The organism is Comamonas composti DSM 21721 (assembly GCF_000429845.1).
GTDB lineage: Bacteria > Pseudomonadota > Gammaproteobacteria > Burkholderiales > Burkholderiaceae_C > Comamonas > Comamonas composti.
In genome coordinates this window covers 22,297-43,919 of sequence record NZ_AUCQ01000033.1, presented here as the reverse complement: position 1 = coordinate 43,919, position 21,623 = coordinate 22,297, and the positions used below count along the sequence as shown (strand labels likewise).

At 62.5% G+C, this 21,623-nt stretch carries 19 protein-coding genes; 2 read left to right on the top strand and 17 right to left on the bottom strand.

What is annotated here, in order from left to right:
* Positions 1-93: 93 nt before the first annotated feature.
* The 9 genes from G486_RS0115215 to G486_RS0115175 form a co-directional block, all read right to left on the bottom strand.
* On the bottom strand, positions 94-831 hold the full coding sequence (locus tag G486_RS0115215) for a DUF1266 domain-containing protein (RefSeq protein WP_245587338.1): 738 nt from the start codon (positions 829-831) through the stop codon (positions 94-96).
* On the bottom strand, positions 828-2,030 hold the full coding sequence (locus G486_RS0115210) for a hypothetical protein (RefSeq protein WP_027016314.1): 1,203 nt from the start codon (positions 2,028-2,030) through the stop codon (positions 828-830). Before G486_RS0115210 ends, G486_RS0115215 begins: the two co-directional genes overlap by 4 nt.
* The gene (locus G486_RS0115205) at positions 2,012-4,360 is read right to left on the bottom strand and encodes a hypothetical protein (protein WP_027016312.1); all 2,349 of its coding nucleotides are present in this window, start codon (positions 4,358-4,360) and stop codon (positions 2,012-2,014) included. Before G486_RS0115205 ends, G486_RS0115210 begins: the two co-directional genes overlap by 19 nt.
* Positions 4,361-4,794: 434 nt before the next feature.
* Entirely contained in the window at positions 4,795-5,655 is an 861-nt protein-coding gene (locus G486_RS0115200; RefSeq protein ID WP_051303581.1) for a M48 family metallopeptidase, read from the bottom strand.
* Between the two features lie 123 nt (positions 5,656-5,778).
* A complete protein-coding gene (gene miaB, locus G486_RS0115195) occupies positions 5,779-7,107 on the bottom strand; it encodes a tRNA (N6-isopentenyl adenosine(37)-C2)-methylthiotransferase MiaB (protein WP_027016310.1) in 1,329 nt (442 codons plus the stop codon).
* Positions 7,108-7,282: 175 nt separating this feature from the next.
* On the bottom strand, positions 7,283-7,711 hold the full coding sequence (locus tag G486_RS0115190) for a hypothetical protein (RefSeq protein WP_027016309.1): 429 nt from the start codon (positions 7,709-7,711) through the stop codon (positions 7,283-7,285).
* 178 nt (positions 7,712-7,889) lie between these two features.
* On the bottom strand, positions 7,890-8,885 hold the full coding sequence (locus tag G486_RS0115185; protein WP_027016308.1) for an ion transporter: 996 nt from the start codon (positions 8,883-8,885) through the stop codon (positions 7,890-7,892).
* 352 nt (positions 8,886-9,237) lie between these two features.
* The gene (gene fdhD / locus G486_RS0115180; protein ID WP_027016307.1) at positions 9,238-10,137 is read right to left on the bottom strand and encodes a formate dehydrogenase accessory sulfurtransferase FdhD; all 900 of its coding nucleotides are present in this window, start codon (positions 10,135-10,137) and stop codon (positions 9,238-9,240) included.
* A gap of 165 nt (positions 10,138-10,302) precedes the next feature.
* On the bottom strand, positions 10,303-11,478 hold the full coding sequence (locus G486_RS0115175; RefSeq protein ID WP_027016306.1) for a CynX/NimT family MFS transporter: 1,176 nt from the start codon (positions 11,476-11,478) through the stop codon (positions 10,303-10,305).
* A 90-nt stretch (positions 11,479-11,568) separates the two neighbouring features.
* On the opposite strand from G486_RS0115175, the gene G486_RS0115170 reads away from it, so the two are divergent.
* The gene (locus G486_RS0115170) at positions 11,569-12,363 is read left to right on the top strand and encodes an AraC family transcriptional regulator (RefSeq protein WP_051303578.1); all 795 of its coding nucleotides are present in this window, start codon (positions 11,569-11,571) and stop codon (positions 12,361-12,363) included.
* A gap of 49 nt (positions 12,364-12,412) precedes the next feature.
* Here the strand turns inward: G486_RS0115170 and G486_RS0115165 are convergent, their stop codons facing one another.
* The 8 genes from G486_RS0115165 to lnt all read right to left on the bottom strand — a co-directional run bounded on the left by G486_RS0115165 (position 12,413) and on the right by lnt (position 21,121).
* Positions 12,413-13,429, bottom strand: a complete 1,017-nt coding sequence (locus G486_RS0115165) for a siderophore ABC transporter substrate-binding protein (protein WP_034387909.1) — start codon at positions 13,427-13,429, stop codon at positions 12,413-12,415.
* A complete protein-coding gene (locus tag G486_RS0115160; protein WP_027016303.1) occupies positions 13,426-14,202 on the bottom strand; it encodes an iron ABC transporter ATP-binding protein in 777 nt (258 codons plus the stop codon). Before G486_RS0115160 ends, G486_RS0115165 begins: the two co-directional genes overlap by 4 nt.
* Positions 14,199-15,143, bottom strand: a complete 945-nt coding sequence (locus tag G486_RS0115155) for an iron chelate uptake ABC transporter family permease subunit (RefSeq protein ID WP_027016302.1) — start codon at positions 15,141-15,143, stop codon at positions 14,199-14,201. The genes G486_RS0115160 and G486_RS0115155 overlap by 4 nt, the downstream gene beginning before the upstream one ends.
* Complete coding sequence (locus G486_RS0115150; protein WP_051303576.1) at positions 15,143-16,045, bottom strand: ABC transporter permease; 903 nt, start codon at positions 16,043-16,045, stop codon at positions 15,143-15,145. Before G486_RS0115150 ends, G486_RS0115155 begins: the two co-directional genes overlap by 1 nt.
* Before the next feature lie 347 nt (positions 16,046-16,392).
* Positions 16,393-17,490: a molybdenum ABC transporter ATP-binding protein gene (gene modC / locus G486_RS0115145; RefSeq protein WP_027016300.1), complete on the bottom strand. Its 1,098-nt coding sequence runs from the start codon at positions 17,488-17,490 to the stop codon at positions 16,393-16,395.
* Between the two features lie 11 nt (positions 17,491-17,501).
* Positions 17,502-18,200 carry a molybdate ABC transporter permease subunit gene (modB, locus tag G486_RS0115140; protein ID WP_027016299.1) on the bottom strand — a complete coding sequence of 233 codons (699 nt, stop codon included), beginning with the start codon at positions 18,198-18,200 and terminating at the stop codon, positions 17,502-17,504.
* 314 nt (positions 18,201-18,514) lie between these two features.
* Positions 18,515-19,270 carry a molybdate ABC transporter substrate-binding protein gene (gene modA, locus G486_RS0115135; RefSeq protein WP_027016298.1) on the bottom strand — a complete coding sequence of 252 codons (756 nt, stop codon included), beginning with the start codon at positions 19,268-19,270 and terminating at the stop codon, positions 18,515-18,517.
* A 294-nt stretch (positions 19,271-19,564) separates the two neighbouring features.
* Positions 19,565-21,121 carry an apolipoprotein N-acyltransferase gene (gene lnt, locus G486_RS0115125; RefSeq protein WP_084455340.1) on the bottom strand — a complete coding sequence of 519 codons (1,557 nt, stop codon included), beginning with the start codon at positions 21,119-21,121 and terminating at the stop codon, positions 19,565-19,567.
* 21 nt (positions 21,122-21,142) lie between these two features.
* Here lnt and G486_RS0115120 point away from each other — a divergent pair, with 21 nt between their 5' ends.
* Complete coding sequence (locus G486_RS0115120) at positions 21,143-21,550, top strand: hypothetical protein (protein WP_245587337.1); 408 nt, start codon at positions 21,143-21,145, stop codon at positions 21,548-21,550.
* The last annotated feature ends 73 nt before the right edge of the window (positions 21,551-21,623 follow it).

Genomic DNA, 21,623 nt, shown 5'->3' with positions numbered 1-21,623 from the left:
CATAGATTTCTCCAGATTCGGCCTGCTGTCAGGCCATTTTTACGGGAAGAAATCTCGCTTAGCCAACTGTTCAAAAAACCGGGGCCACTTCTCTTATTCTTCCAGCCTCAGTTCCCAACGCATCACATGCCAGGGGTGGCTTTTCTGTCCTACCCACTGGTTCACTTCGTCTTCGCCAAAGCCCATGCCCAGGGTGTCGGCGCGGCCGTGGGCGAGCCATTGGGCGCGGCCGCGTGCCAGGGCCTGGCCGTAGGTGAGCCAGCTGTCAAAGCATTCCTGGGCACGGCGCGCGTTGAGCAGCAGCACCTGGTGTTCGAGTGCCTGATCCAGCCAGCCCAGCATATGCGCGCAGCGCACATAAAAGGCCACGCGGGCACAGGCAAAGGCCATGGCCGCATGCAGGTCGTCGCCGGGCGACAGGCGTTGCAGGTCCTGCATGAACCAGCGCTGGCGCAGCAGTGCAGGCAGCTGGCGGCGAATGCTGGCGTCATCCAGGTCGGTGCGCATGCCCAGATGGTGCAGCACCATGGGGCGAAGCTGGGAGGCCAGAGTCTGGTCGGCACCCGCGAGCTCCTTGTCAGCAAAGCCGCCTTGTATGCTGTGATAGGCCATGGGGTGGGCCAGGGCCAGAGCCCAGTCCAGGGTCTTGCTGCCCGTGCTGTAGCTGCTGATGTCGCCACGGTTTCTGGCGGCCTCGGCCGCGCGCGAGCGCTTGCGCTGAAATGCGATCACCACGAGCATGACCAGGCAGCCCAGCAGCCAGTGAAGGCGCATGGCGCCATAGATCAGCGCGAACTGCAAGGCCGTCGTGAGAAGAAACCGGCTGCTCATGGCCTGCGCGGCGCGGCCGCAGTGCGTTTTTTTGCCAGATCCAGCGTTTGCTGCACGGCGTTGCTGCGCGGCATGCGCTCCAGGGGGGGCATGGTGTCGGGGCTGGCCATGAGCAGCCATTGCATCAGGGGCGACGGTGCAAGACACAGCTGGCTCAGCAGCTCGGGGTGGGTTTGCAGCAGCCATAGCTGCTCGGCCTCGGTCTGCAGGTCGTCGACTGCGCACCAGGGCGTGGCCTTCTCGGTGACGCTCAGCAGGTGGACGGGGCGGCGCACAATGCCCATGGCCAGGGCGTCTTCGGGCACGGCATGGTTGAGCGGCAAGTGGTTGAGCAGGGCCACGACATCGGGCACGTAGCGTGCAATCGGCGGGCGGTTCTGCTTGCCTTTGATCTGCTCGATTTCCAGCAAACCGTCTTCTCTGACATGGGTATTGACCGTGATGCGCGGCTGGGCCGAACCCGTGCGGTAGCTGAACAATCGCATTCGGCCTTTTTCACAGGCCTCGGCATAGCGCTCACCATAGCCGCCGCGCAATTGCTTGCGTTCGGCAAACTGGCCCAGGCAGTGGCCCATCATCTGGCTTTCATAGGCCATTTCCTCCCGCAGTGCAGCGCTTTGACCGTCGAACTCCACAAAGCTGCCGAGCTGGCCGCGCAGCATGTCGCGCACGGCTTCGGGCCTGTGCTCATGCCTGCCGGCGTGGCGCTTTCTCTCGAAGGCCAGGTGCTCCAGCGTCCAGCGTGCCAGCGCCTGGGGGCAGTTGATGCGCTGCAGCTTGCCCTGCAGCGATGTGCCGCTGCGCGTGGTGAGAAACTCCACCAGCCGCGCCTCCAGTGCGAGCACGGCTGCAGCATCAGGCTCCAGCCACCAGAGATCGGGAACTTCGAAGCCCGAGGCTTTTTTGTGCAGTCGCTCTGCTGCCCATGGCGGTGCAGGCTTGCGCCCGAGCAAGGCCTGGAGGTCTGCATTGCTGGCCACGGGCTGTAGTGTGGGTGCATCGGCCTGGAAGTTGCCCACGAGGTGACGATAGAAATGATTGCCCAGCCAGTCCGTGACATCCTGGGAATCGCCGCGTTGAAGGCTGCGCTCGCGAATGCGCTGCTTGATGGCCGGGGCATTGACCATGTCGCGAGCCTTGTAGGCCGGGTGCGGTGCCGTGGCTGCCTGCATGGCCAGGCTCACCAGAATTTCCACCAGGGCCTGGCTGTCGCGCCGCGCTGCTTGTACTCGGCCAGCTTTTGCTCGGTGCGCTCTATGCCTTGCTGGCTGGCGCGGGCCTCGAAGTCGTTGTCGTCGCCCAGCGCGAAATCCTTGTCGACGTTCTTGCCCAGGTGGGTCGCGGCTTCGCGGTGCAAGGCCAGGCATTCCTCAAGCAGCTCGGGATAGGCCTCCATGGCGCAGGCCAGGCGGCGCAGCACATAGCAGTCCTGCAGCGCTCGAATTTCCTCCAGATGGGCGCGCAGCCGGGGCAGCACGGGCTCGGGCCTGAAGGCGGAGAGAAAGTCCAGCAGCGACATCTGGGCCGCAAGATAGTCGCGGCGTTCCTGCTGCTTTTCCTCTGCGTCCAGATCCGCATACCAGTCGTCCAGGCGTTCGAGCCAGATGCTGATTTCATCGCCCCGGTCAAGCTTGTAGAGCGACAGCGCGACGGTAGGGAAGTAGCGCTGCGGCTCATGGCGGCTGAAGCCGTGTTCGCGCGCAAAGTGCCACAGGCGTTCGGCGGCTCCGATGATGGCCACATCATCGTCGCGGCCGTTGGCGCACCACCACAGACCGTCCAGATGCTCGGCAAAGGGGCTGCTGGCCAAGCCGCGCTGGTGCAGGTCTTCGGCCTCGTCGTAGCGGTCCTGGTCGCGGTATTTGATGGCCAGGTTGTTGCACAGCATGGAGTAGACATGCAGGTCGCCGTCCTTGAAGCTGCCCTGGCCCGTGGACCAGAACTGCTCGAAGCGCGCAAGGCCCTCTTCGTAGTAGCGCACGACCAGCGGAACGCGCACTTCCTCGGATGGCACTTTCGTGTGGCCTCCCATCGAGGAGGCAAGGTCATCCTCGTCATCCAGGGTGACGCCGGCTGCATAGCACCAGTGGCCTCCATGGGCCTCAGGGAAGGGGCGAGTCACGGCATCTTGTGGCGCCAGCGCGCAAAAGCGGGCGGCCCAGAGGGCGGTCAGCTTGTCGCCGTCGGCAAGCTCGGGGTGGCTGGTGACGGCTTGCTCCAGCAGGGGCAGGGCTTGGTCCATCTGGTGCTTGCGAGCCAGCTCCAGGCCTTCGATCAAGGCCAGCAGGTGGTGGCCGGGCGCGCGCGCGCGCACCAGATCCAGATAGTGCGTGGCCGGGTGTGGGGCCGCGTCTTGGTCGGCGAGCAGCTGGCGCATGTCCTCGTCGATTTGCGACCAGGCAAGAACCAGGGCCCAGGTGCAGGTCTGGGGCGTGTCTTTGTCGAACTGAGCAAGTGCAAGCTGATAGGCGGCCTCGGCCGAGCCCGGACGGGCGTGCAGCACGCATTCAAGCGCCAGCTCGGCGGCCTGGTCCAGGCGGCCGGCCTGCTCCAGCCATTGCAGCACAAGGCCGCTGAAGGGGTCGCCGTGGTCGTCGGTCAGGCTGGTGCGGCTTTGCAGGCCGAGCTGTATTGCCGCGTCGAGCTGGCCGGCCAGATGGCAGGCCTGGGCCTGCAGCCGGGCCATGCGGGTCTTGCGGTGCGTCTTCACGGCAAGTGAGGGCGCCGGCTCTTCGTTGCGGGCCAGCCATTGTTCACAGCTGATCAGCAGCGAGGGCAGGCTGTTGGGCGCCACGGGCAGCAGGCGCCGGGCCAGCTCCATCCATTGGCTGAAATCCAGGTTTTGATCGTCCCCTGCGTCGCGTAGCGTGGCCAGGGCCTGCTGCACATGGCGCTGCAGCAGGCCCTGGTCGTTGCGCAACTGGGCAAGCTCGGCCTTGTCCAGGCTGTTGGCGGCAAGAAACCAGGCCTGGTCTTCCTCGGCGATCTGCAGGTTTTCGCTGTCCTGGGCCAGCCTCAGGTCCAGGCCTTGTTCGGCCAGCGCATAGGCCTGGCATTCGCGTGCCAGGTACAGCCATCCATCCCAGTAGTTGCCGGCTGGTGTACCTATGGGCAGTTGCTCCAGCAGGCGCAGTGCGGGCTGGAGCAGGGCGCTGGCGGTTTCGCGGTCGAACAGCCGGCGGCTTTGTATGTCGCTGAGCGCCAGGCGCAGCGCGGCTTCGGTGCGCTGGACGGGATCGGTCACGTCCTGCAGCAACTGGTCGCCATGGGCCTGGAGCAAGGCATTCGCGGCCTGGGGGCGCTGCAGGAACAGCCAGAAGTCGTGTACGCGCTCCAGCTCCATGATGCTGGTCGGGGCGAACTGCTGCTGCTGCATCAGCTCCTGGACGGCGGCCAGGCGGTCGCCGTACTCGATGCTGGCACCGGTTTCGGAGTACTCGTCCAGCAGCTCCTGGGCCTGGTCTATGAGTGCGTGCAGTGCATCACCGTGCAGAGGGGCTGCAGGACTGCTTGTTGGGGCGTGGTTCATGAGAGGGCGTGATCGGGAATACTGAAAACCGCAAGGGTGTTGGGCGCAGAGGCTGGCGACACATGCTGTGGTTAGAGCCCGGCAGAGGGGGCTGCCTGTGGGTCTGTGCCAGGGTCTGGCGAGGTGCGAGGGCAGATGCGGGGGCATGCATCTGTCTGCGGGCTGCGGTGTGAAAAGGCGGGCTGACTCGCTTGGTCGGGTCTTTCTCCAGAACCTGGAAGAGCTTTCGGAACATGGCCCGGTCTGGCTTTGGCGGCGGCATCCAGATTCAGGCAGGCTGTGCAAGCCCTGCTTCAACGCACATGCATGTTCTTGTCATGCAGCTGCACAGGGGTGGGCTGCATGGGGTGTTTATCCATACAAGCGTAACAAAAAAAGATGATCCACCGAGAGGGTGGCGCATATTTTCGACGCCGGCGTCCATTCGCTCAGGGCTAACGCCCGGAGGCGCTTGCGGGGCGCGGGTTTCTTGCAAGGGCAGCTTCATAGACCGGCATGACCTTGGGGATATAGGACTGCATTTCGGCAATGCGCTCTTCGCCCAGCGGGTGGGTGCTGAAAAAGGATGAGCCTTGCTTGCCGCCCACGGTCATCATCTTTTCCCAGACCTTGGGGGCGTTGCGCGGGTCATAACCTGCGCGGGCCATGAGTTCCAGGCCGATGATGTCGGCTTCAAGCTCCATGGCGCGCGAGTTGGGCAGGTGCATGAACAGGTTGGCGCCCGAGCCCAGCAGGCTGCTGTCCACGCCCGAGGCCGCCGAGGCCACGCCGACCAGAATGTTCGACAGCCCCTGCTTGGACAGCTTCTCGCGCGAATGCTCGCGCAGCGCATGGGCGATCTCATGGCCCATGATGGCGGCCAGCTCATCGTCCGTGAGCTGCAGCCGGGTGACGATGCCCGAGTAGACGCCTATCTTGCCGCCGGGCATGCAGAACGCGTTCAGCTCATCCGACTCGAAGACATTGATCTCCCAGGGCCACTGGCGTGCATCGGGACGGAAGGCGCCGACCTGGGCGATGAGGGCCGTGCCGATGAGGCGCACGCGCTCGGTCAGCCGGCGGTCGGTGTTGAGCTTCTTTTCCTTGACGGCATTCGCCGTCATCTGCGAGAAGCCCTGGGCCGCCTGGGCATTGACCTGGGCGCTGGAGAGCATGAAGAACTGGCTGCGCTCTATGCCCACGGCTCCGCCCTGGGTGCTGCTGGCGCAGCCTTGCAGGCCCAGGATGGACGCGAGCAGCAGCGCGGGGGCCAGCAGGCCTGGACGCGTGCAGAAAGCAGGTAGGGAAAAACGCATGGCAAGTCTTTGAACGGCGGGTCGCCTTATGTTACGAGCGAGTAACGCCATCATGCCAGCAAGCGGCGGCCTGGTTTGTCCGGTGCGGGCCAGAAGGCCGCCCGAAGAAGCCGGGCGCAGGGGTCAATGGCGGAGCATGATCTCGCCGCGCAGCGTATAGGTGCGGGCCTCGGTGATGCGCACGTCCACCATCTGGCCGATCAGGCGCTCGTTGCCAGGGAAGTTGACCACGCGGTTGCACTCGGTGCGGCCCATGAGCTCGCTGCCGTCGCGCTTGGACAGGCCTTCGACCAGCAGGCGCTGCACCGTGCCCACGCGCTCTTCGCTGATCTCCTTGATGTTGTGGTTGATCACGGCCTGCAGCTCCTGCAGGCGGCGCAGCTTGACCTCGTGCGGCGTGTCGTCGTGCAGATTCGCGGCCGGCGTGCCGGGGCGGGGGCTGAAGATGAAGCTGAAGCTGTTGTCAAAGCGCACATCTGCAATGAGCTTCATCATCTTCTGGAAGTCGGCCTCGGTCTCGCCGGGAAAGCCCACGATGAAGTCGCTGCTCATGGCCATATCCGGGCGAATGGCGCGCAGCTTGCGGATCGTGCTCTTGTATTCCATAGCCGTGTAGCCGCGCTTCATGGCCATCAAGATGGTGTCGCTGCCGTGCTGCACGGGCAGGTGCAGATGGCTGACCAGCTTGGGGATCTTGGCATAGGCCTCGATCAGGCGCGGCGTGAACTCGTTGGGGTGGCTGGTGGTGTAGCGGATGCGCTCGATGCCGGGGATTTCGGCCACGTACTCGAGCAGCAGGGCAAAGTCGGCGATCTCGGCCGTGTCCCCCATCTTGCCCAGGTAGGCGTTGACGTTCTGGCCCAGCAGCGTGACCTCTTTCACGCCCTGGTCGGCCAGGCCTGCGACTTCCACCAGCACGTCCTCGAACGGGCGGCTGACCTCTTCACCGCGCGTATAGGGCACGACGCAGTAGCTGCAGTATTTGCTGCAGCCTTCCATGATGGAGACAAAGGCCGAGGCACCTTCCACACGGGCGGGCGGCAGGTGGTCAAATTTTTCGATCTCGGGAAACGAGATGTCCACCTGGGGCTTGGCCTTGGCCGCGCGGGCGTTGAGCAGCTCGGGCAGGCGGTGCAGGGTTTGCGGGCCGAACACCACGTCCACATAGGGCGCGCGCTTGATGATTTCCTCGCCCTCCTGGCTGGCCACGCAGCCGCCCACGCCGATGAGCACGCCTTTTTCCTTCAGATGCCTGATGCGGCCCAGGTCGGAGAAGACTTTTTCCTGCGCCTTTTCGCGCACCGAGCAGGTGTTGAACAGGATCAGGTCGGCCTGCTCGGGATCGTCCGTGGGCTCATAGCCCTGGGCGGCCCCCAGCACATCGGCCATCTTGTCCGAGTCGTACTCGTTCATCTGGCAGCCAAAGGTTTTGATAAAGACTTTTTTGGACATGGCGATTCTCGTGGGGCAGCCGCAGGCTGCAGCAAAAGCGATAGCTGGTAGCGCTTGTCACACCTTCATTTCAGTATGAAAGTGATCTGAAATCAAGCAGTGGAAGGCGCTAGCAGCTCTTATAAAAATAGCAATCAAGCCGTGGTACGGCCGGATTGGTGCGCCGTGGCCGGGGTCAGCTGCCCAGCAGGCGGTTGAGCAGCGTGGGCTTTACGACCTGGTGCTTTTCGATTTCGGCGGGCGTGAGCACCCAGGCCTGGTGCAGCCACTGCGTGTGGCTCTCGATCACATAGGCCACGAGCATTCTCTGGCCCGGCAGTTGGGCGGCCTGCAGCAGGGTGCGCTCGGGGCTGAACAGGCGAAAGCCCGGCGAGGTGCGGATCTCCTGACCATTGATCCTGACTGTGGGAAAGTCGGAGATCGTGAGCTCGCCAAACCGGGTCTGAGGCGGGAAGTTGCGCGCCTCATGGCTGGGCAGGCCCTGGGCGGCGGCGCCCAGGCTGGCGCAGGCCGCAGCCGAGCACAGCAGCGCAGCAAAGGCGCGGCGCTGAAGAGGCTTGGCGAAGCCGGATTTTTCTGAACAGGTGGGAGTGCAGCGGTGCATGGTGTTTATCCAGGGGCTGGACTCGGGATTCTACGAAGTTCTGTGCGGGCGACCAAGGCACTGGGGCATTGCCGATGAACGCGCTGTCCGCGCGCGATCTCAGAAGCTGCGGTATCGCGCCTCGTATCCCATCCCGCACAGACACTGGCGCGGCACCGAGGAGATCGTAAACACGTTCTCAGGCGTCGGTTGCATCGGGCAGGCGATGGCCGCAATGCGGGCAGTAGCAACAGGGGTTGCGCTGGGCGGCCAGGTTTTTCTCCTGCTGCTCGCGCAGCAGCTTGAGCACGATGTCCTGGGTTTGCTCGGGCGTGAGCCCGACCTGCTTGCGTATGACCTCGATCTGCGCGCGGTCGCTCAGCAGGTTGATGTCATGGCTTTGCAAAAGCTCCTGGAACTTGATCTCTATCTCCTGCTTTCTGACCTCGAGCTCATTCGCAATGCCCGTGGCCAGGATACCGGCGGGCAGGGCCGCCAGACCCAGGCCCAGAATGGTGATGATGGCGCCCAGAAAGCGGCCCAGCGGCGTGATCGGCGTGACATCGCCATAGCCGACCGTGGTCAGCGTGACCACGGCCCACCACATGGAGGCGGGAATCGAGCTGTAGACCTCGGGCTGGGCCTGATTCTCGACCACATACACGCCGGCTGCGGCCATGACGATCAGGATGCTGAGAATGAACAGCACGGCCTGGAACGAGCCCTTCTCCCTCTCTATGACCCGCAGCAGCATTTGCAGCGAGGTGAAATAGCGCGTGAGCTTGAGCAGGCGCAGCAGCCGCAGGATTCTGAGGAAGCGCAGATCGAAGTGCACGAAGAAGTTGATGTAGGCCGGCAAGATGGCCAGCAGATCGATGATGGCGCCGCCGCTGGTCACCCACTGCCAGCGCGACTTCCAGGCGCTTTGCCCGGGCCTGGCCTCGACCACGCACCAAAAGCGCAGTATGTACTCGGCCGTGAAGATGGCGATGGAGGCGTTCTCGAAGATGTCGAAGAACTGCTGATGGGACTTGTAGATCTCGTTGACCGACTCCAGCAGGACCGCGACCACATTGCCCAGGATCAGGACGATCAGCAAGTAGTTGATGCTCTTGCTCAGGCGCGTCTCGTTTTTCTCGTCATGCAGATAGTCGTAGAAGAATCTTCTGAGCGAGAGCCAGGCATTTGCAATCATGGTTGCTGTGGTCTTTAAAGAATGTCGCGGGATGGGGCGATGCGGTGTTGGTTCCGGCCGTGGTGGCCGTCAGAACGTGTTTACGATCTCCTCGGTGCCGCGCCAGTATCTTTGCGGGATGGGATACGAGGCGCGACACCGCAGCAATAGCCGTGCTATTGCGAGGATTCGCAACGCTGTAGACCGCCCGCAAAGGCACTGGCCCCAAGGGTTGGAGCGAAATCGGGCTATTTTCTAGCGCTGTGGCTTGCTTGCACCCCGGTGCAAGCAAGCCACAGCGCTTTGAACTCATCCCGATTGCGCTCCAACGCGGCAGCGTAGAGATCGTAAACACGTTCTCAGGGCTGCAGGCTCAAGCGCCCTGGCCCGGCGCATACAGCACGGCCTGGGGCGGGCGGCACAGGCCCCAAAAGCGCAGGCCGGTGAGCTCGGCCATGCGCACGCCCATGGCTGTGGGGGCCGAGATGGTGGCCAGCGCGGCCAGGCCCAGCTTGGCGCATTTGCGCACCAGCTCATGGCTGCCGCGGCTGGAGAGCACCACAAAGCCGGGCTCCCCCAGGCGGTCTGTGCGTGCCAAGCGGCCCAGCAACTTGTCCAGCGCGTTGTGGCGGCCCACGTCTTCCAGCACGTCGTGGAGTTGCCCATCCAGTGTGGCCCAACCCGCAGCGTGGATGGCGCCGGCCTGCTGGTTCAGCAGCTGCAAGTCCGGCAACTGCTCCATGGCGCGCAGCACCGTGGGCAGGTCGATCTGCGCGATCCAGGGCTGGGGCTGCAGCGCGGGAAAGTCCAGGTCCAGCGCGGCAAAGCTGTCCACCCCGCAGACGCCGCAACCGGTGCGCCCGCTCATATTGCGGCGCCGGTCCTTGAGCCGGGCAAAGCAGCGTGCGGCAATGTCCAGCTGAATCTCTATGCCATCCATGCCCTCGGGCAGGCCGGCCGCTGCGGCGGCCACGGTGTTCACCTCGATGCCATAGCAATCGGCGGCGCGGTCGATGATGCCTTCGCTGAGCGCAAAGCCCAGGGCAAAGTCCTCCATGTCCTGGGGCGTGCCCATCATCACCGCGTGGGAGATGCCGTTGAACACCAGGGCCATGGGCACCTCGTTGGCCAGCACCCGGGTCTGGGCCTGAATCTGGATGCGAGGCTGCACGCCGCCATCGTCCTCCAGGCGCAGCTGCTGCGCCGTCACCGGCTGCACACAGGCAATGGAGTCAGGGGCGGAGGGGGAAGGCAGAGGGCAGGCATTGGTCATAGCGCCTGCATTATCAAACGCGGGCACAGTTGGGTGCTGGCGGCAGGGTTCTGCAAAATCGTGGCGTGACAAGTACGAGCACGTGAGAACGCTTTTGCGATCTCCTTGCGGCGCGCCCGCAAAGGCACGGGCCCGAAGGCATGGCATGAATCTTTCAAAGTCATGTCATAGGCTGCGGTTGCGCCCCGCCAGTACACCGACCAGCGCCGCGACAAGCGCGAGCCCCATGCACAGCACAAGGGAAATCGTCCAGCCACCCAGTGCATCGTGCAATGCTCCGATCGCCATGGGTCCGGCTGCCGCCAGCAGATAACCAATGCATTGCGACATGCCCGACAGTGCTGCAGCCTGATGCGCATTGCCGGTGCGAAGGCCAATAAAAGACAGTCCCAGAATGATCCCCGCGCCAGTGCCGATCCCGAACAGAATCGACCAGACAAGGGCGAACTTCGGAGCTATGCACAAGCCCAGCAATGCAATGGCCGAGAACAGGCAGACCGCCGCCGCGGCAAGGCGCTGATCGCGCATGCGGCGCAGGATGGGGCCGAGCAACAGTCCCGGTACGGCCGTCGCCAGTTGCAAAACGCCGTGCATGGAGCCTGCTTGTGCTGGCGACATACCGGCATCCGTCAGGATGGAGGGCAGCCAGCCGACGACGATGTAATAGATCGTGGAATTGAGGCCGAGAAACAGCGTGACCTGCCAGGCCAGTGTCGAGTGCCAGACTTTGCCATCATGCGGTGGTGTCGATGTCTTTGCAGCGGGTTGGGAGTGGTCGGAAAGCTGTGTCATCCACACAGCCATTGCCGCCGCAGGAAGAATCAGAAATGCCAGCAATGCTGATTGCCAGCCCCAGACTTGGGCCAGGGGAATGACGGCGACCGAGCCCAAGGCGGCAGCAACACCCATCGCCAGCGCATAGGCTCCCGTCAGAGAGGCCACATGGCGAGGAAAGTCGCGCTTGACGAGGCTGGGCAGCAGCACGTTGCCCACGGCGATGCCCATGCCGATGATCCCCGTGCCCACGTACAGGCACCAGACGGCGGGAGCCGAACGCAGTGCGATTCCCAGCGCGATGGCAGCCACGGCCGCGAACAAGGTGCGCTCCAAGCCATATTTGCGTGCCAGCAATGCGCTGAATGGCGACAGCAGCGCGAATGCCAGCAGCGGCAACGTCGTCAAAGCGCCGGTTGCCAAGGTACTCAAGCCGAAATCTGCCTGGATCGTGCCTAGCAGCGGAGGCAATCCCGTAAAGGGCGCCCGCAAATTGGATGCAACCAACAGGATGCCGATCAATATGACCGCACCACTTGCATTCCGTCGATATGTTGAGGAGCTCATAACCATTCTTTCCATGCTGAATGAACATCCCAACTTTACGGATGATCGCATTGATTTAATATAGACATAAAGACAACTAATCTCTAAATAATGACAATACATGCGCCACTGGCTCACTCGATCAATGACTTCGACCCGGACACGTTCGATCGGCCAGCTGTGGCATGGCGGTTGGACGTTCAGCGCAACGATGTCGAACAACCGGTGCATCAGCACCGCAAGGGACAGCTGGTACTGGCATTGAGCGGAGGGGTGACCTGCACGGTGCCCAAGGCGATGTGGATGGTGCCGCCGCACCACGCGGTGTGGATTCCCGGAGGAATGCCGCATAGCAATCGTGCGACTGACAACGCCCGTATCTTCTTTTTGTTCATAGAGCCGGATGTCGCGCGGATGCCTGATGAATGCTGTACTTTGGCCATCAGCCCGCTGGTGCGGGAACTCATCGTGCACTTGGCTGACCAGCCTGCGGCGTACCCGCAAAAAGGGCCGACGGCCCGTGTTGCCGCAGTGCTTTTGGAGCAGTTGGCTGCTGCACCGGTAGAGCAGCTTTACCTGCCCATCTCGGCGCATCCGAAGCTGCGCCGCATCGCAGACACATTGGTGGCGGATCCTGCAAACCGGAGCACTCTGGCTGAATGGGCGCAGGAACTCGCCATGAGCGAAAGAACCCTGGCGCGGCTCGTCGTGCAAGAAACCGGACTGACGTTTGGACGCTGGCGCCAGCAACTGCATTTGATTGTTGCGCTGGGTCAGCTCGCGGCGGAGGTGCCGGTACAGCGGGTCGCCGGAAACCTGGGCTACGATTCAGTGACGGCGTTTATCACGATGTTCAAGAAGGCGTTGGGCCAATCGCCGACGCAGTATTTCGCCGCGCTGCGATAGTTCGGTCGCGGGCCATATATTGCATTCGGCAGGCGTGTGACTCTCGAACTCAGGGGCGCTTGGGGTTGGCCTCATACCCTTGGAGGACCTGGTCAATGAGTGTCTGAACCGAGCCTGCGCCCGCTCCGGAGAGATACCAGACATCGGGGTCGGCCATCACGACACGGCCATTCTTCCAAGCTTTGGTCTGCCGAATCAAGGGATTGTTGAGATCCGCGGGATTCGCGGCATGGCGCTCCACTGCCGCCGTGCGGTCGATGACATAGAGGATGTCCGGATCGGCCTCGACGATAAATTCGTTCGAGATCGGTTGTCCGTGCATACCCGGTTCGATGTGTGTGCTGGCAGGCGTGACGCCAAGCGTGTCATAAATGAAACCGTAGCGCGATTGCACGCCGAACGCAGTGAAGGAGCCATTGTTGTACATCACGATGAGCGCGCGCTCTGGCCGGCCTTTGGTGACCGTCTTCGCTGCCGCCACTTTTTGGTTGATCTCGTCGATCTTGTCGCGGGCACGGTCTTCCACGCCGAATACACGGCCCAGCGTCGTCAATTGTTCCGCCGCTCCTTTGATGAAGCCGCCATGGGCATTCATGAAGTCAATATCGAAGTAGATCGTTGGCGCGATCTTGGACAAGTCCTCGTAGCTCCAAGCCACGAGCGGAGAGATCAGGATCAGGTCCGGCTTCGTGGCATGGAGCTTCTCAAGGTTCGGCTGGAGCACGGATCCCACATCGGCGATGGCTGCGTCACGCTTGTATGTCGTCAGGTAGTTCGGAACATAGTCTTTCGGCATGCCGGCAATGGAGATGCCGAGTTGATCCAACGAGTCCAGTACGCTCATGTCGTAGGCGACTACCCGTTGGGGATTGGCAGGTGCGACGGTCGAGCCCAATTTATGCTGTATCTCGATGCTTTTTGCATCGTTGGCAGGCGCCTGCGATGTGGCAGTGTTGACCGGGCCGGAGGGCGGGGCTTCGGTCTGCTCGCGCTGACATCCTTGCAGCATGCAGGCCAGCGTCAATGCGGCGACGAGGAATCCGGGCAGGCGGTACGAGACTCTCATTGAAATTTTCCGGTTGGCTTGAAGTAATTGCACAGGCGGACGTGCCTGGTGTGCGTGATCTCGAAATTGAGGTCGTAGAGGGAGCGAAGGCTTTCCTCTGAGATGACCTCATCAACGGGGCCGGCAAACTGGACTGCACCACGCCGCATGGCGATGATGTGATCGGAATAGTTCGCCGCGAAATTGATGTCATGAATCACCATGACGACGGTGCGAGCCTTTTCGTCGCACAGCGTGCGAAGCGCCCGCATGACTTGGACCGAATGCTTCATGTCGAGGTTGTTGAGCGGCTCGTCCAGCAACAGGCATTCCGTCTGTTGCGCGATGGCCATGGCGAGGAAGGCCATCTGCCGCTGTCCTCCGCTCAACTCGTCCAGCAAGGTGGCGCGCAAAGGCTCCAGAGACAGGAAGGAAATTGCGTCATCGACCTCACGGTGATCATCTTCAGTAAGCGCTCCCTTGCTATATGGGAAGCGCCCGAAGCTCACCAGCTCTTCCACTGTGAGACGCAGGCTGATGTCCGGTGATTGGGGCTGTGTTGCGATCTTTTTCGCGTACGCGCTGTGTCGGATGGTGGAGGCCTCTTGGCCATCCAGGAGCACCTCGCCACTCGTAGGCTCGAGCAGCCGCCCCAATGCCATGAGCAAAGAACTTTTTCCTGCACCATTCGGCCCGATCAGCGCAGTGAGCTTTCCGTGCGGGACGGAAATATTGACGTCGGAAATGACCTGGTTGTCGCCATAAACTTTCGTCAGATTCTTGGTTTTAATCATGCGTTGCCCTTGGTTCGCACCATCAGAATCAGGAAGTAAGCCCCTCCAAGCATGTTGATGAGGATGCTGACCGTGGTCGTATAGTTGAAGACATGCTCCACGAGGAATTGAGCGACAAGGAAGATGGTGATGGCTATCGCGCAACCAATGGGCAGCATCGCGCGGTGCCGGGCCGAAGCAGCTATCGTGTAGGTGAGATTTGCCACAAAGATTCCCATGAAGCCCGTTGGACCGATCAGGCTCGTCGAGGTCGCAACCAGGACGGCCGTCAAGATCAGATAGAGCCTGACGTACCGTGGGTAGTCCACGCCCAGTGAGATCGCCCGGTTCTTTCCCAGCGCAATGGCATCAAGGTAAGGTAGCGTTTTGGCGCCCACCACGAGGACGCCTACGAGCAGCAGTGCCGAATAGCCGAGCTGGTCGGCCTGTGCCCGGTTGAACGTCGCGTAGATCAGGCTTTGCACCATCCCAAAGTCGCTGGGGCTGATCTTGAGCTGAACGAACTGGGCCAGCGTGCCCATCACCATGCTGAGGACCAGTCCCAGCAGCAGCAGAAAGTAGATGTCGCGCCTCCCATCCTTGAAAAGCCAGCGATGCAACGCCCAGGAATAGGCCAGCATGCACCCGAGCGAGATCAGGAAATTCGCGCTGTTCCCGAACACGATGCGTGTGTGGCCACCAAGCACCAGCGTCAGCGTGGACTGCAGGAGCAGGAAAACCCCTTCATAGCCCATGATGGCTGGCGTGAGGATGCGGTTTCCGGCAATGGTCTGGAAGCAAATGGAGGCGCAGGCGACGCAGATCCCGCCAATTGCAATGGCACCGATTCGGATGAGCCTGTTCGGAATGACATACCCGAAATCGAGTCCGGAGCGGAACAGCAGGAATGCAGTCGCCAAGCCCAAGGTTGCGGCAAAGAGCACCGACTTCGAAACACGCATTAGCGCCCCTTCCGCAACAGGAGCACGAAGAAGAGTGCCCCGCCGAGGCTGCCGGTCGTCATTCCGACGGGGACCTCGAATGGATAGATCACCAGCCGGCTGACGAGATCGCAGGCCAGCACGAGCGCGGCGCCCCACAGCGCGATGACAGGTAGCGTCCTGCGCAGGTTATCGCCGTAGCGCAAGGCCACTAAATTGGGAACGAGCAGCCCGACGAATGGGATTGCGCCGACCGTAATGACCGAAACAGACACGGCGAGCGACACCAGCAGCAAGCCTAGGATGACCGTGGCCGCGTAGTTCAGCCCCAGGCTGGAGGCCAGGCCCTCGCCCATGCCGGCCAGCATGAACCGATGGGTATAGAAATAGCAGAGCACCACAATTGGCAGGATGAGGAAGACGACCTCGTAGTTGCCTTGGACAATCTTGGAGAAATCGCCGAGCAGCCAGCCCTGCATGTTCTGGACGATGTTGTGGCGATAGGCATAAAACTCGGCGATTGCGCTCAAAACGCTGCCATACATCAGTCCCACCACGGGGACCAATACGGTGCTTCTGAAACGGATGCGGCGGATGACCGCCACATACACCAGGTTGGCGGCGAAACAGACAAGAAAGGCGCACAGCATCTTTGCGGCCTGCCCGCCGGACGGGGCGATGACCAGTGAAGCCAGAATGCCCAGCTTCGCGGCATCCAAGCCGCCGGACGTGGCAGGCTCCACGAAGCGGTTGCGAACAAGTTGCTGGAGAATTACACCGCAGACGGCGAGACCCGCACCGGTCAATAGGATCGCCGCTAGCCTGGGGAGCCGGCTTGCGAGAAACGTCAATCTGACGTCATCGGTCATTGCGAATAGAGAAAGCCAGGAAAGCTGTTTTGCCCCCAAGAAAAGTGATGCCATGCAGGCAGCTACAAAAACGACAACATGCCATCCACGGATCACAAAACCCCCAGCCAAATATCCCCGTGCGGGCCCGAGTTCAACGACTTGGGCTTCGCAATTTCATATGTTGGCAAGCATATCTTTTAAATGAAAATCATTATCGTTTAATGTGGGCAGTTCATCTCTAAATTAAGACAGTCGTTGGGAGGCGCAATTTTCTGCAGCCACTGCCGCACGTTTTTGCAGGGCAGGCAGTTCAGGCTGTGGCGCACCATGTGCCCCCACATTGCCGGATCTCTCGGGCCACATCGAATGTAGAGATCGTGAACACGCTCTCAGGCAGCCGCAGGCTGCAAAGCGTGCACTCAATCCAGCAGTGCCACGCCCTTGACCTGCGCAAACACAGGCTGGCTCACCTGCAGCCCCAGCTGCTGCACCGAATGCAGGCTCAGCCGTGCCAGCAGCGTGGTGGTGCCGGCCTGCAGCTGCAGCATGGCGTGGCCCTGGGCGTCGGGCTGTATGGCGGCAATCACCACCGGCAGCACATTGAGGATGCTGGAGTCCCGGGGCGCCGTCAGCGCCACGCTCACATCGCGGGCCTGTATGCGCAGGCGCACGGCCGTGCCGGGCTGGTGTGCCTGGCTACCCACGAGGCGCAGCTGGCCGCCGTCAAAGCCGGCCGTGGTCAGGTGCTGGGCCGCGTCGTGGGCGGTGACGGTGGCGGGCACCACAGCGGCGGCGGTGTCGCCCTGGGCCAGCGGCAGGTCCAGGCGCGACAGCAGGCTGGCCGTCTCGCCCTGGGCCATGACCTTGCCGGCGCGCAGCAGCACCAGCTGGCTGGCCAGGCGGGCCACTTCGTCCAGTGAGTGGCTGACATAGAGCACGGGAATGTCGAGATGGGCCTGCAGCTTGTCGAAATAAGGCAGCAACTCGGCCTTGCGCTGGGCATCCAGCGCAGACAGCGGCTCGTCCATCAGCAGCACGCGCGGGCTGGTGGCCAGGGCGCGGGCTATGGCCACGCGCTGGCGCTCGCCGCCGGACAGGGTGGAGGGCTTGCGCGGCAACAGTTGGGCAATGCCCAGCAGTTCGATGACCTGCTCCAGCGCCACGCGCTGGCGTGCCTGGGGCGTACGGCGCAGGCCGTAGCGGATGTTGTCCTCGGCCGTCAGATGGGGAAAGAGGCTGGCTTCCTGGAACACATAGCCCAGCGCACGCTGGTGGGTGGGCAGCCAGTGGCGCGCGGCATCGTCCTGCCAGCGCTCGCCGTTGACGGTGACCGCTCCGCGTGCGCGCTCCAGCCCGGCAATGCTGCGCAAAAGCGTGGTCTTGCCGCAGCCCGAGGGGCCGAACAGCGCAGTCACGCCCTGGCCGGGCAGTTGCAGGTCCACATCCAGCGCAAAGTCGGCGCGCTGCAGCTGCAGGCGGGCGGTGATGTGGCGCTCGGCCTGAGGGGAGGCGTTCATGGAATCCGGGTTCATAGCGGCGAGGCGTTGCGGTTGTCACGGGGCTGCAGCCAGTTCAGCAGCATCAGCACCACAAAGGCAAAGCCCACCATGCCGCCGGCCAGCCAGTGGGCCTGGGCGTATTCCATGGCTTCCACATGGTCGTAGATCTGCACCGAGACCACACGGGTGACGCCGGGGATATTGCCGCCCAGCATCAGCACAATGCCGAACTCGCCCACGGTGTGGGCAAAGGTCAGCACGGCGGCGGTGATGAAGCCGGGCCTCGCCAGCGGCAGAGCCACGGTGAAGAACCTGTCCAGCCGGCCGGCGCCCAGGGCGGCAGCCACTTCCAGCGGACGATTGCCCATGGATTCAAAGGCCCGCTGCAGCGGCTGCACGGAAAAGGGCAGCGAGTACACCAGCGAGCCGATCACCAGACCGGGGAAGGTAAAGGGCAGATGACCCAGGCCCAGCGCCTGGGTCAGATGGCCGACCGGGCCATTGGGCCCCATGGTGATCAGCAGGTAAAAACCAATCACCGTGGGCGGCAGCACCAGGGGCAGGGCCACCACGGCCCCGATAGGCCCACGCCAGCGCGAGCGCGTGTGCGCCAGCCACCAGGCCAGCGGTGTGGTCAGCACCAGCAGCAGCACGGTGGTGACGCTGGCCAGCTCCAGCGTGAGGGTGATGGCGGCCCAGTCTTCGGGGCTGAGTAGGGGAGAGTTCACGGCGCGGAGTGCCAAAGGTGCACTATGAAAATTGAGAGCTTTATTCGCTGATGGAGAGCCAGTTTCAAAGCTGAATATATTTGAAACTGGCTTTCGATAAGCGCTTCCAGCTATGGTTTTTGCTGCTGTTCGGGATGCCGGCGCGGGCCTGCGCAGCGCAGCCGGGCGCAAGCGCATCCTCCACAACGCCCAGACGGCACTTCAGGCGAGGCGCTGGCCCGCAGACAGTACTTGCGTACGGCCAGGGCCGGCAACGACGCATCAAGTGCCGTATGGGCGCCTCCAAAAGAGGCGCTTACGCTTTCAAAAAAGGCTTAGAACGCGTAGCCGTAGGACTTGATGATGGCGCGGGCCTTGTCACCCTTGAGGTACTCCATCAAAGCCTTGGCGGCCGCATTGTCCTTGGCCGCGTTCAGCACGATGGCGTCCTGGCGGATGGGCTCGTGCATGGAAGCCGGCACCACCCAGGCCGAGCCTTCACGCAGCTTGCCTTCTTCCATCACCTGCGACAGGGCCACAAAGCCCAGCTGGGCATTGCCGCTGGCGGCGAACTGGTAGGTCTGGCCGATGTTCTCGCCCAGCACGGTCTTGGCCTGCACCTGGGTGGTCAGGCCCAGCTTTTCCACGGTCTGCATGGCGGCCAGGCCGTAGGGGGCCAGCTTGGGGTTGGCGATGGCGATGTGCTTGTAGTCGCCGGTCTTGAGCACGGCGCCCTTGTCGTCCACGTAGTTGGCCTGCTTGCTCCACAGCACCAGCTGGCCGATGGCGTAGGTGAAGCGGCTGGCGTCCACGCCCTTGCCTTCCTTGGCGATCTTCTCGGGCGTGCTGTCATCGGCGGCCAGCAGGATGCCAAAGGGTGCGCCGTTGTTGATCTGGGCGTAGAACTTGCCGGTGGCACCGAAGGACAGCACGGCCTTGTGGCCGGTGTCTTTTTCAAACTGCGCAGCAATCTTTTGCATGGGCGCAGTGAAGTTGGCAGCCACGGCCACGGCCACTTCGTCGGCGTGGGCGGCGCTGGCCAGCAGCAAGGCGGAAGGCAGGATCAGATGGCGCAGAGAAAAAGTGCTCATGGTTCGTTATTCCAGTGATGAATAACGAAGAGTGTAACCAGCCTGAAGATGGCTTCAAACACCGTTCGTTGATTCTTGTTGGGAATAGCGCTGGCCGTGCATGATGCGGGCATGACAGCCCCAGCTCCAAAGCCTGTCATCGGCCGCCACGGAGAGTTTCTGGATCTGGCGCCGGCCCTGGGCCATGCGTCGGTCGACAGGCGTTTGGCCATCCTGCGCCATATCACGCGGGAAAGCACGTAACGCCAAGGCCGAGCGGGGGCTGCGGGTTCCGCAAAATGAGGCGCCTGGCGCTCATGGATTGAAGGCGGCAGCCAGAGTCGAGGCCAGGCGGGAATAAGGCGTGGCGCCGTTTCTGGGCGTCATGTGCGAGCTGCCGCTGCCGGCTTCACCGCTCCAGGCGGCCAGCACCCGGCCCCTGTGGTCTATGAAGCTGCTGAGGCCCACGTTGTTGGCGCGTACCAGGGGCTTTTGCAATTCGGCTGCGCGTACTCTGGCCAGGTTGTGGGCCTGCAACAGGTAAAGCCGTGAAGGAATCCAGGAGTCGCTGGCGGGAGAGACCACGAGGCCGGCGCCCGCACCCTGGCCTGCGCTCAGAACAGGAGCCGCGAGCTCGCTGCAGATCATGGGGCCGAGCTGCACGCCGCTAATTCTCAGCGGGTCCTGGACCGGGGGGCCGGGCACCATGTCGGCCAGCGGATAGCGGTAGAGCAGAGGCCAGATCCACTGCACCCAGGGGCTGGATGGCAGGTACTCGGTAAACGGCAGCAGCAACTGCTTGGCATAGCTGTGGGCCAGACCTGTTTCGTCAATCAGCACCAGGGTGTTCTGCTGGCCGGCAATGGGCTCGCCCGGACGCTCTTCCCGGGCCAGGCCGGGCGCGCCAAACAGCAGACCCGTCTTGCTCTCGCGGGCCAGCTGTGCAATGCGGCTGCGCCAGTCTCTGGGGAAGGCACTTGGGTGCTGAACCAGAAACAGCTCGGGAAAGACCACCAGATCGGCCTGGGGCGAATGCGCGGCCTGCTCCAGCATGGAAGCCGCCAGGGCCTGGTTGTGAGGCAGGTATTTTTCCTCTGCGGGCCAGTGGGTGTGGACGATGCGGATCTGCAGGCCGCTGTCTGCGGCCTGCGTCCATTCGATGCCGCCAAGCGGCATGGCTGCAGCCAGCCAGGCAAGGCTGAGCAGGGCCGGCATACGGATTTGCCGCCATGTGCCGTTCCGCACTTGGCGCAATCTCTGGACCCAGAACAGCCAAAGCCCAGCCAGCAGCCACTGCAGCCATGCAGCGCCAAGGCTGCCGCCCACAGGGTAGATGCCGCCGAGCAGGGGGTTGTCGATGGCGCCATAGCCCCAGAGCCCCCAGGGCAGAGCCAGGGGGCCGATGCTGCGCAGGCCCTCGGCCAGGCTCCAGGCCGTGGCCAGCACCAGGGTCTGCACCACAAGACTTCTTCTGCCGCCGGATCTGCGCTCGATCAGGCGTGCGGGCGCATCGATGAATACATAACAGGCCAGATAGACCAGCAGTTGCAGGCCGACGATGGCCAGCCATAGCAAAGCCGCAGAGGAAAGCTGATTGACGGGCGGCCGGTACAGGCCAAGCCCCAACCAGCATAGGGATGCGCCAAGAAAACCCAGGGCAAAGCAGCCGAGCGCCAGCAGATGCCTGGCCAGGTCATGCCTGCGGCCCATCACCTGCAGCAGCAGGGCGCCTGCAGCAGGCAGCAGGGCCGCGCTGAACCAGGTGAGCGACAGGGAAAAGCCGGCGCAAAGCCCTGCGGCAAACAAGATGCAGCAGGTCAGAGGGAAAGCCGATCCGGCACGCGGCTGAGTGTGATCACCGGGAGAAAACATGATTTAATATTTCTGACTTATATGAATCAATTTGTAAAAAAACCAAATCTTCTCGTAGTTGTCATATTAAGTAGACGGAAATTTTTAACAATCCACCTGCTTTCCACACTGGGTGGATCGTTTATGTACCAGGGAGCATATCCAATGAAACTTTCCAGCAATCTCGTTACCATCAAAAAAATCCGTGGCCAGGGCATGACGGAATACATCATCATCGTGGCCTTGATCGCGATTGCGGCCATCGGCGTTTACAGCGCCTTTGGTAACGTCGTCAAGGGTCAAACCGGCGCCATGGCTGCCGAGCTCGGCGGCAAGGATGGATCCACCTCCGCCAATATCGCCCAGACCCAGGCAGAAGGCGCAAATACGCGCGGTGGGAAAAAGCACTCTCTGGAAAACTTCCAGGACCATGCTGGCAAGGGCCGTTGATTTTTGAGTACGGATTTCAATCCGTCTCTCTTCTGATGATCAAAATATGAAAAATATGGGAATGTACTCGTGG

Coding starts and splice junctions, on each gene's coding strand:
- lnt (WP_084455340.1), bottom strand. CDS start 21,121: ATGTTTTCTCCCGGTGATCACACTCAGCCGCGTGCCGGATCGGCTTTC.
- modA (WP_027016298.1), bottom strand. CDS start 19,270: ATGAGCACTTTTTCTCTGCGCCATCTGATCCTGCCTTCCGCCTTGCTG.
- miaB (WP_027016310.1), bottom strand. CDS start 7,107: ATGTCCAAAAAAGTCTTTATCAAAACCTTTGGCTGCCAGATGAACGAG.
- G486_RS0115200 (WP_051303581.1), bottom strand. CDS start 5,655: ATGCGTTTTTCCCTACCTGCTTTCTGCACGCGTCCAGGCCTGCTGGCC.
- G486_RS0115160 (WP_027016303.1), bottom strand. CDS start 14,202: ATGATTAAAACCAAGAATCTGACGAAAGTTTATGGCGACAACCAGGTC.
- G486_RS0115120 (WP_245587337.1), top strand. CDS start 21,143: ATGAATCAATTTGTAAAAAAACCAAATCTTCTCGTAGTTGTCATATTA.
- G486_RS0115175 (WP_027016306.1), bottom strand. CDS start 11,478: ATGAGCTCCTCAACATATCGACGGAATGCAAGTGGTGCGGTCATATTG.
- G486_RS0115170 (WP_051303578.1), top strand. CDS start 11,569: ATGACAATACATGCGCCACTGGCTCACTCGATCAATGACTTCGACCCG.
- modC (WP_027016300.1), bottom strand. CDS start 17,490: ATGAACGCCTCCCCTCAGGCCGAGCGCCACATCACCGCCCGCCTGCAG.
- G486_RS0115215 (WP_245587338.1), bottom strand. CDS start 831: ATGAGCAGCCGGTTTCTTCTCACGACGGCCTTGCAGTTCGCGCTGATC.
- G486_RS0115155 (WP_027016302.1), bottom strand. CDS start 15,143: ATGCGTGTTTCGAAGTCGGTGCTCTTTGCCGCAACCTTGGGCTTGGCG.
- G486_RS0115185 (WP_027016308.1), bottom strand. CDS start 8,885: ATGATTGCAAATGCCTGGCTCTCGCTCAGAAGATTCTTCTACGACTAT.
- G486_RS0115150 (WP_051303576.1), bottom strand. CDS start 16,045: ATGGCATCACTTTTCTTGGGGGCAAAACAGCTTTCCTGGCTTTCTCTA.
- G486_RS0115165 (WP_034387909.1), bottom strand. CDS start 13,429: ATGAGAGTCTCGTACCGCCTGCCCGGATTCCTCGTCGCCGCATTGACG.
- G486_RS0115205 (WP_027016312.1), bottom strand. CDS start 4,360: ATGAACCACGCCCCAACAAGCAGTCCTGCAGCCCCTCTGCACGGTGAT.
- G486_RS0115190 (WP_027016309.1), bottom strand. CDS start 7,711: ATGCACCGCTGCACTCCCACCTGTTCAGAAAAATCCGGCTTCGCCAAG.
- fdhD (WP_027016307.1), bottom strand. CDS start 10,137: ATGACCAATGCCTGCCCTCTGCCTTCCCCCTCCGCCCCTGACTCCATT.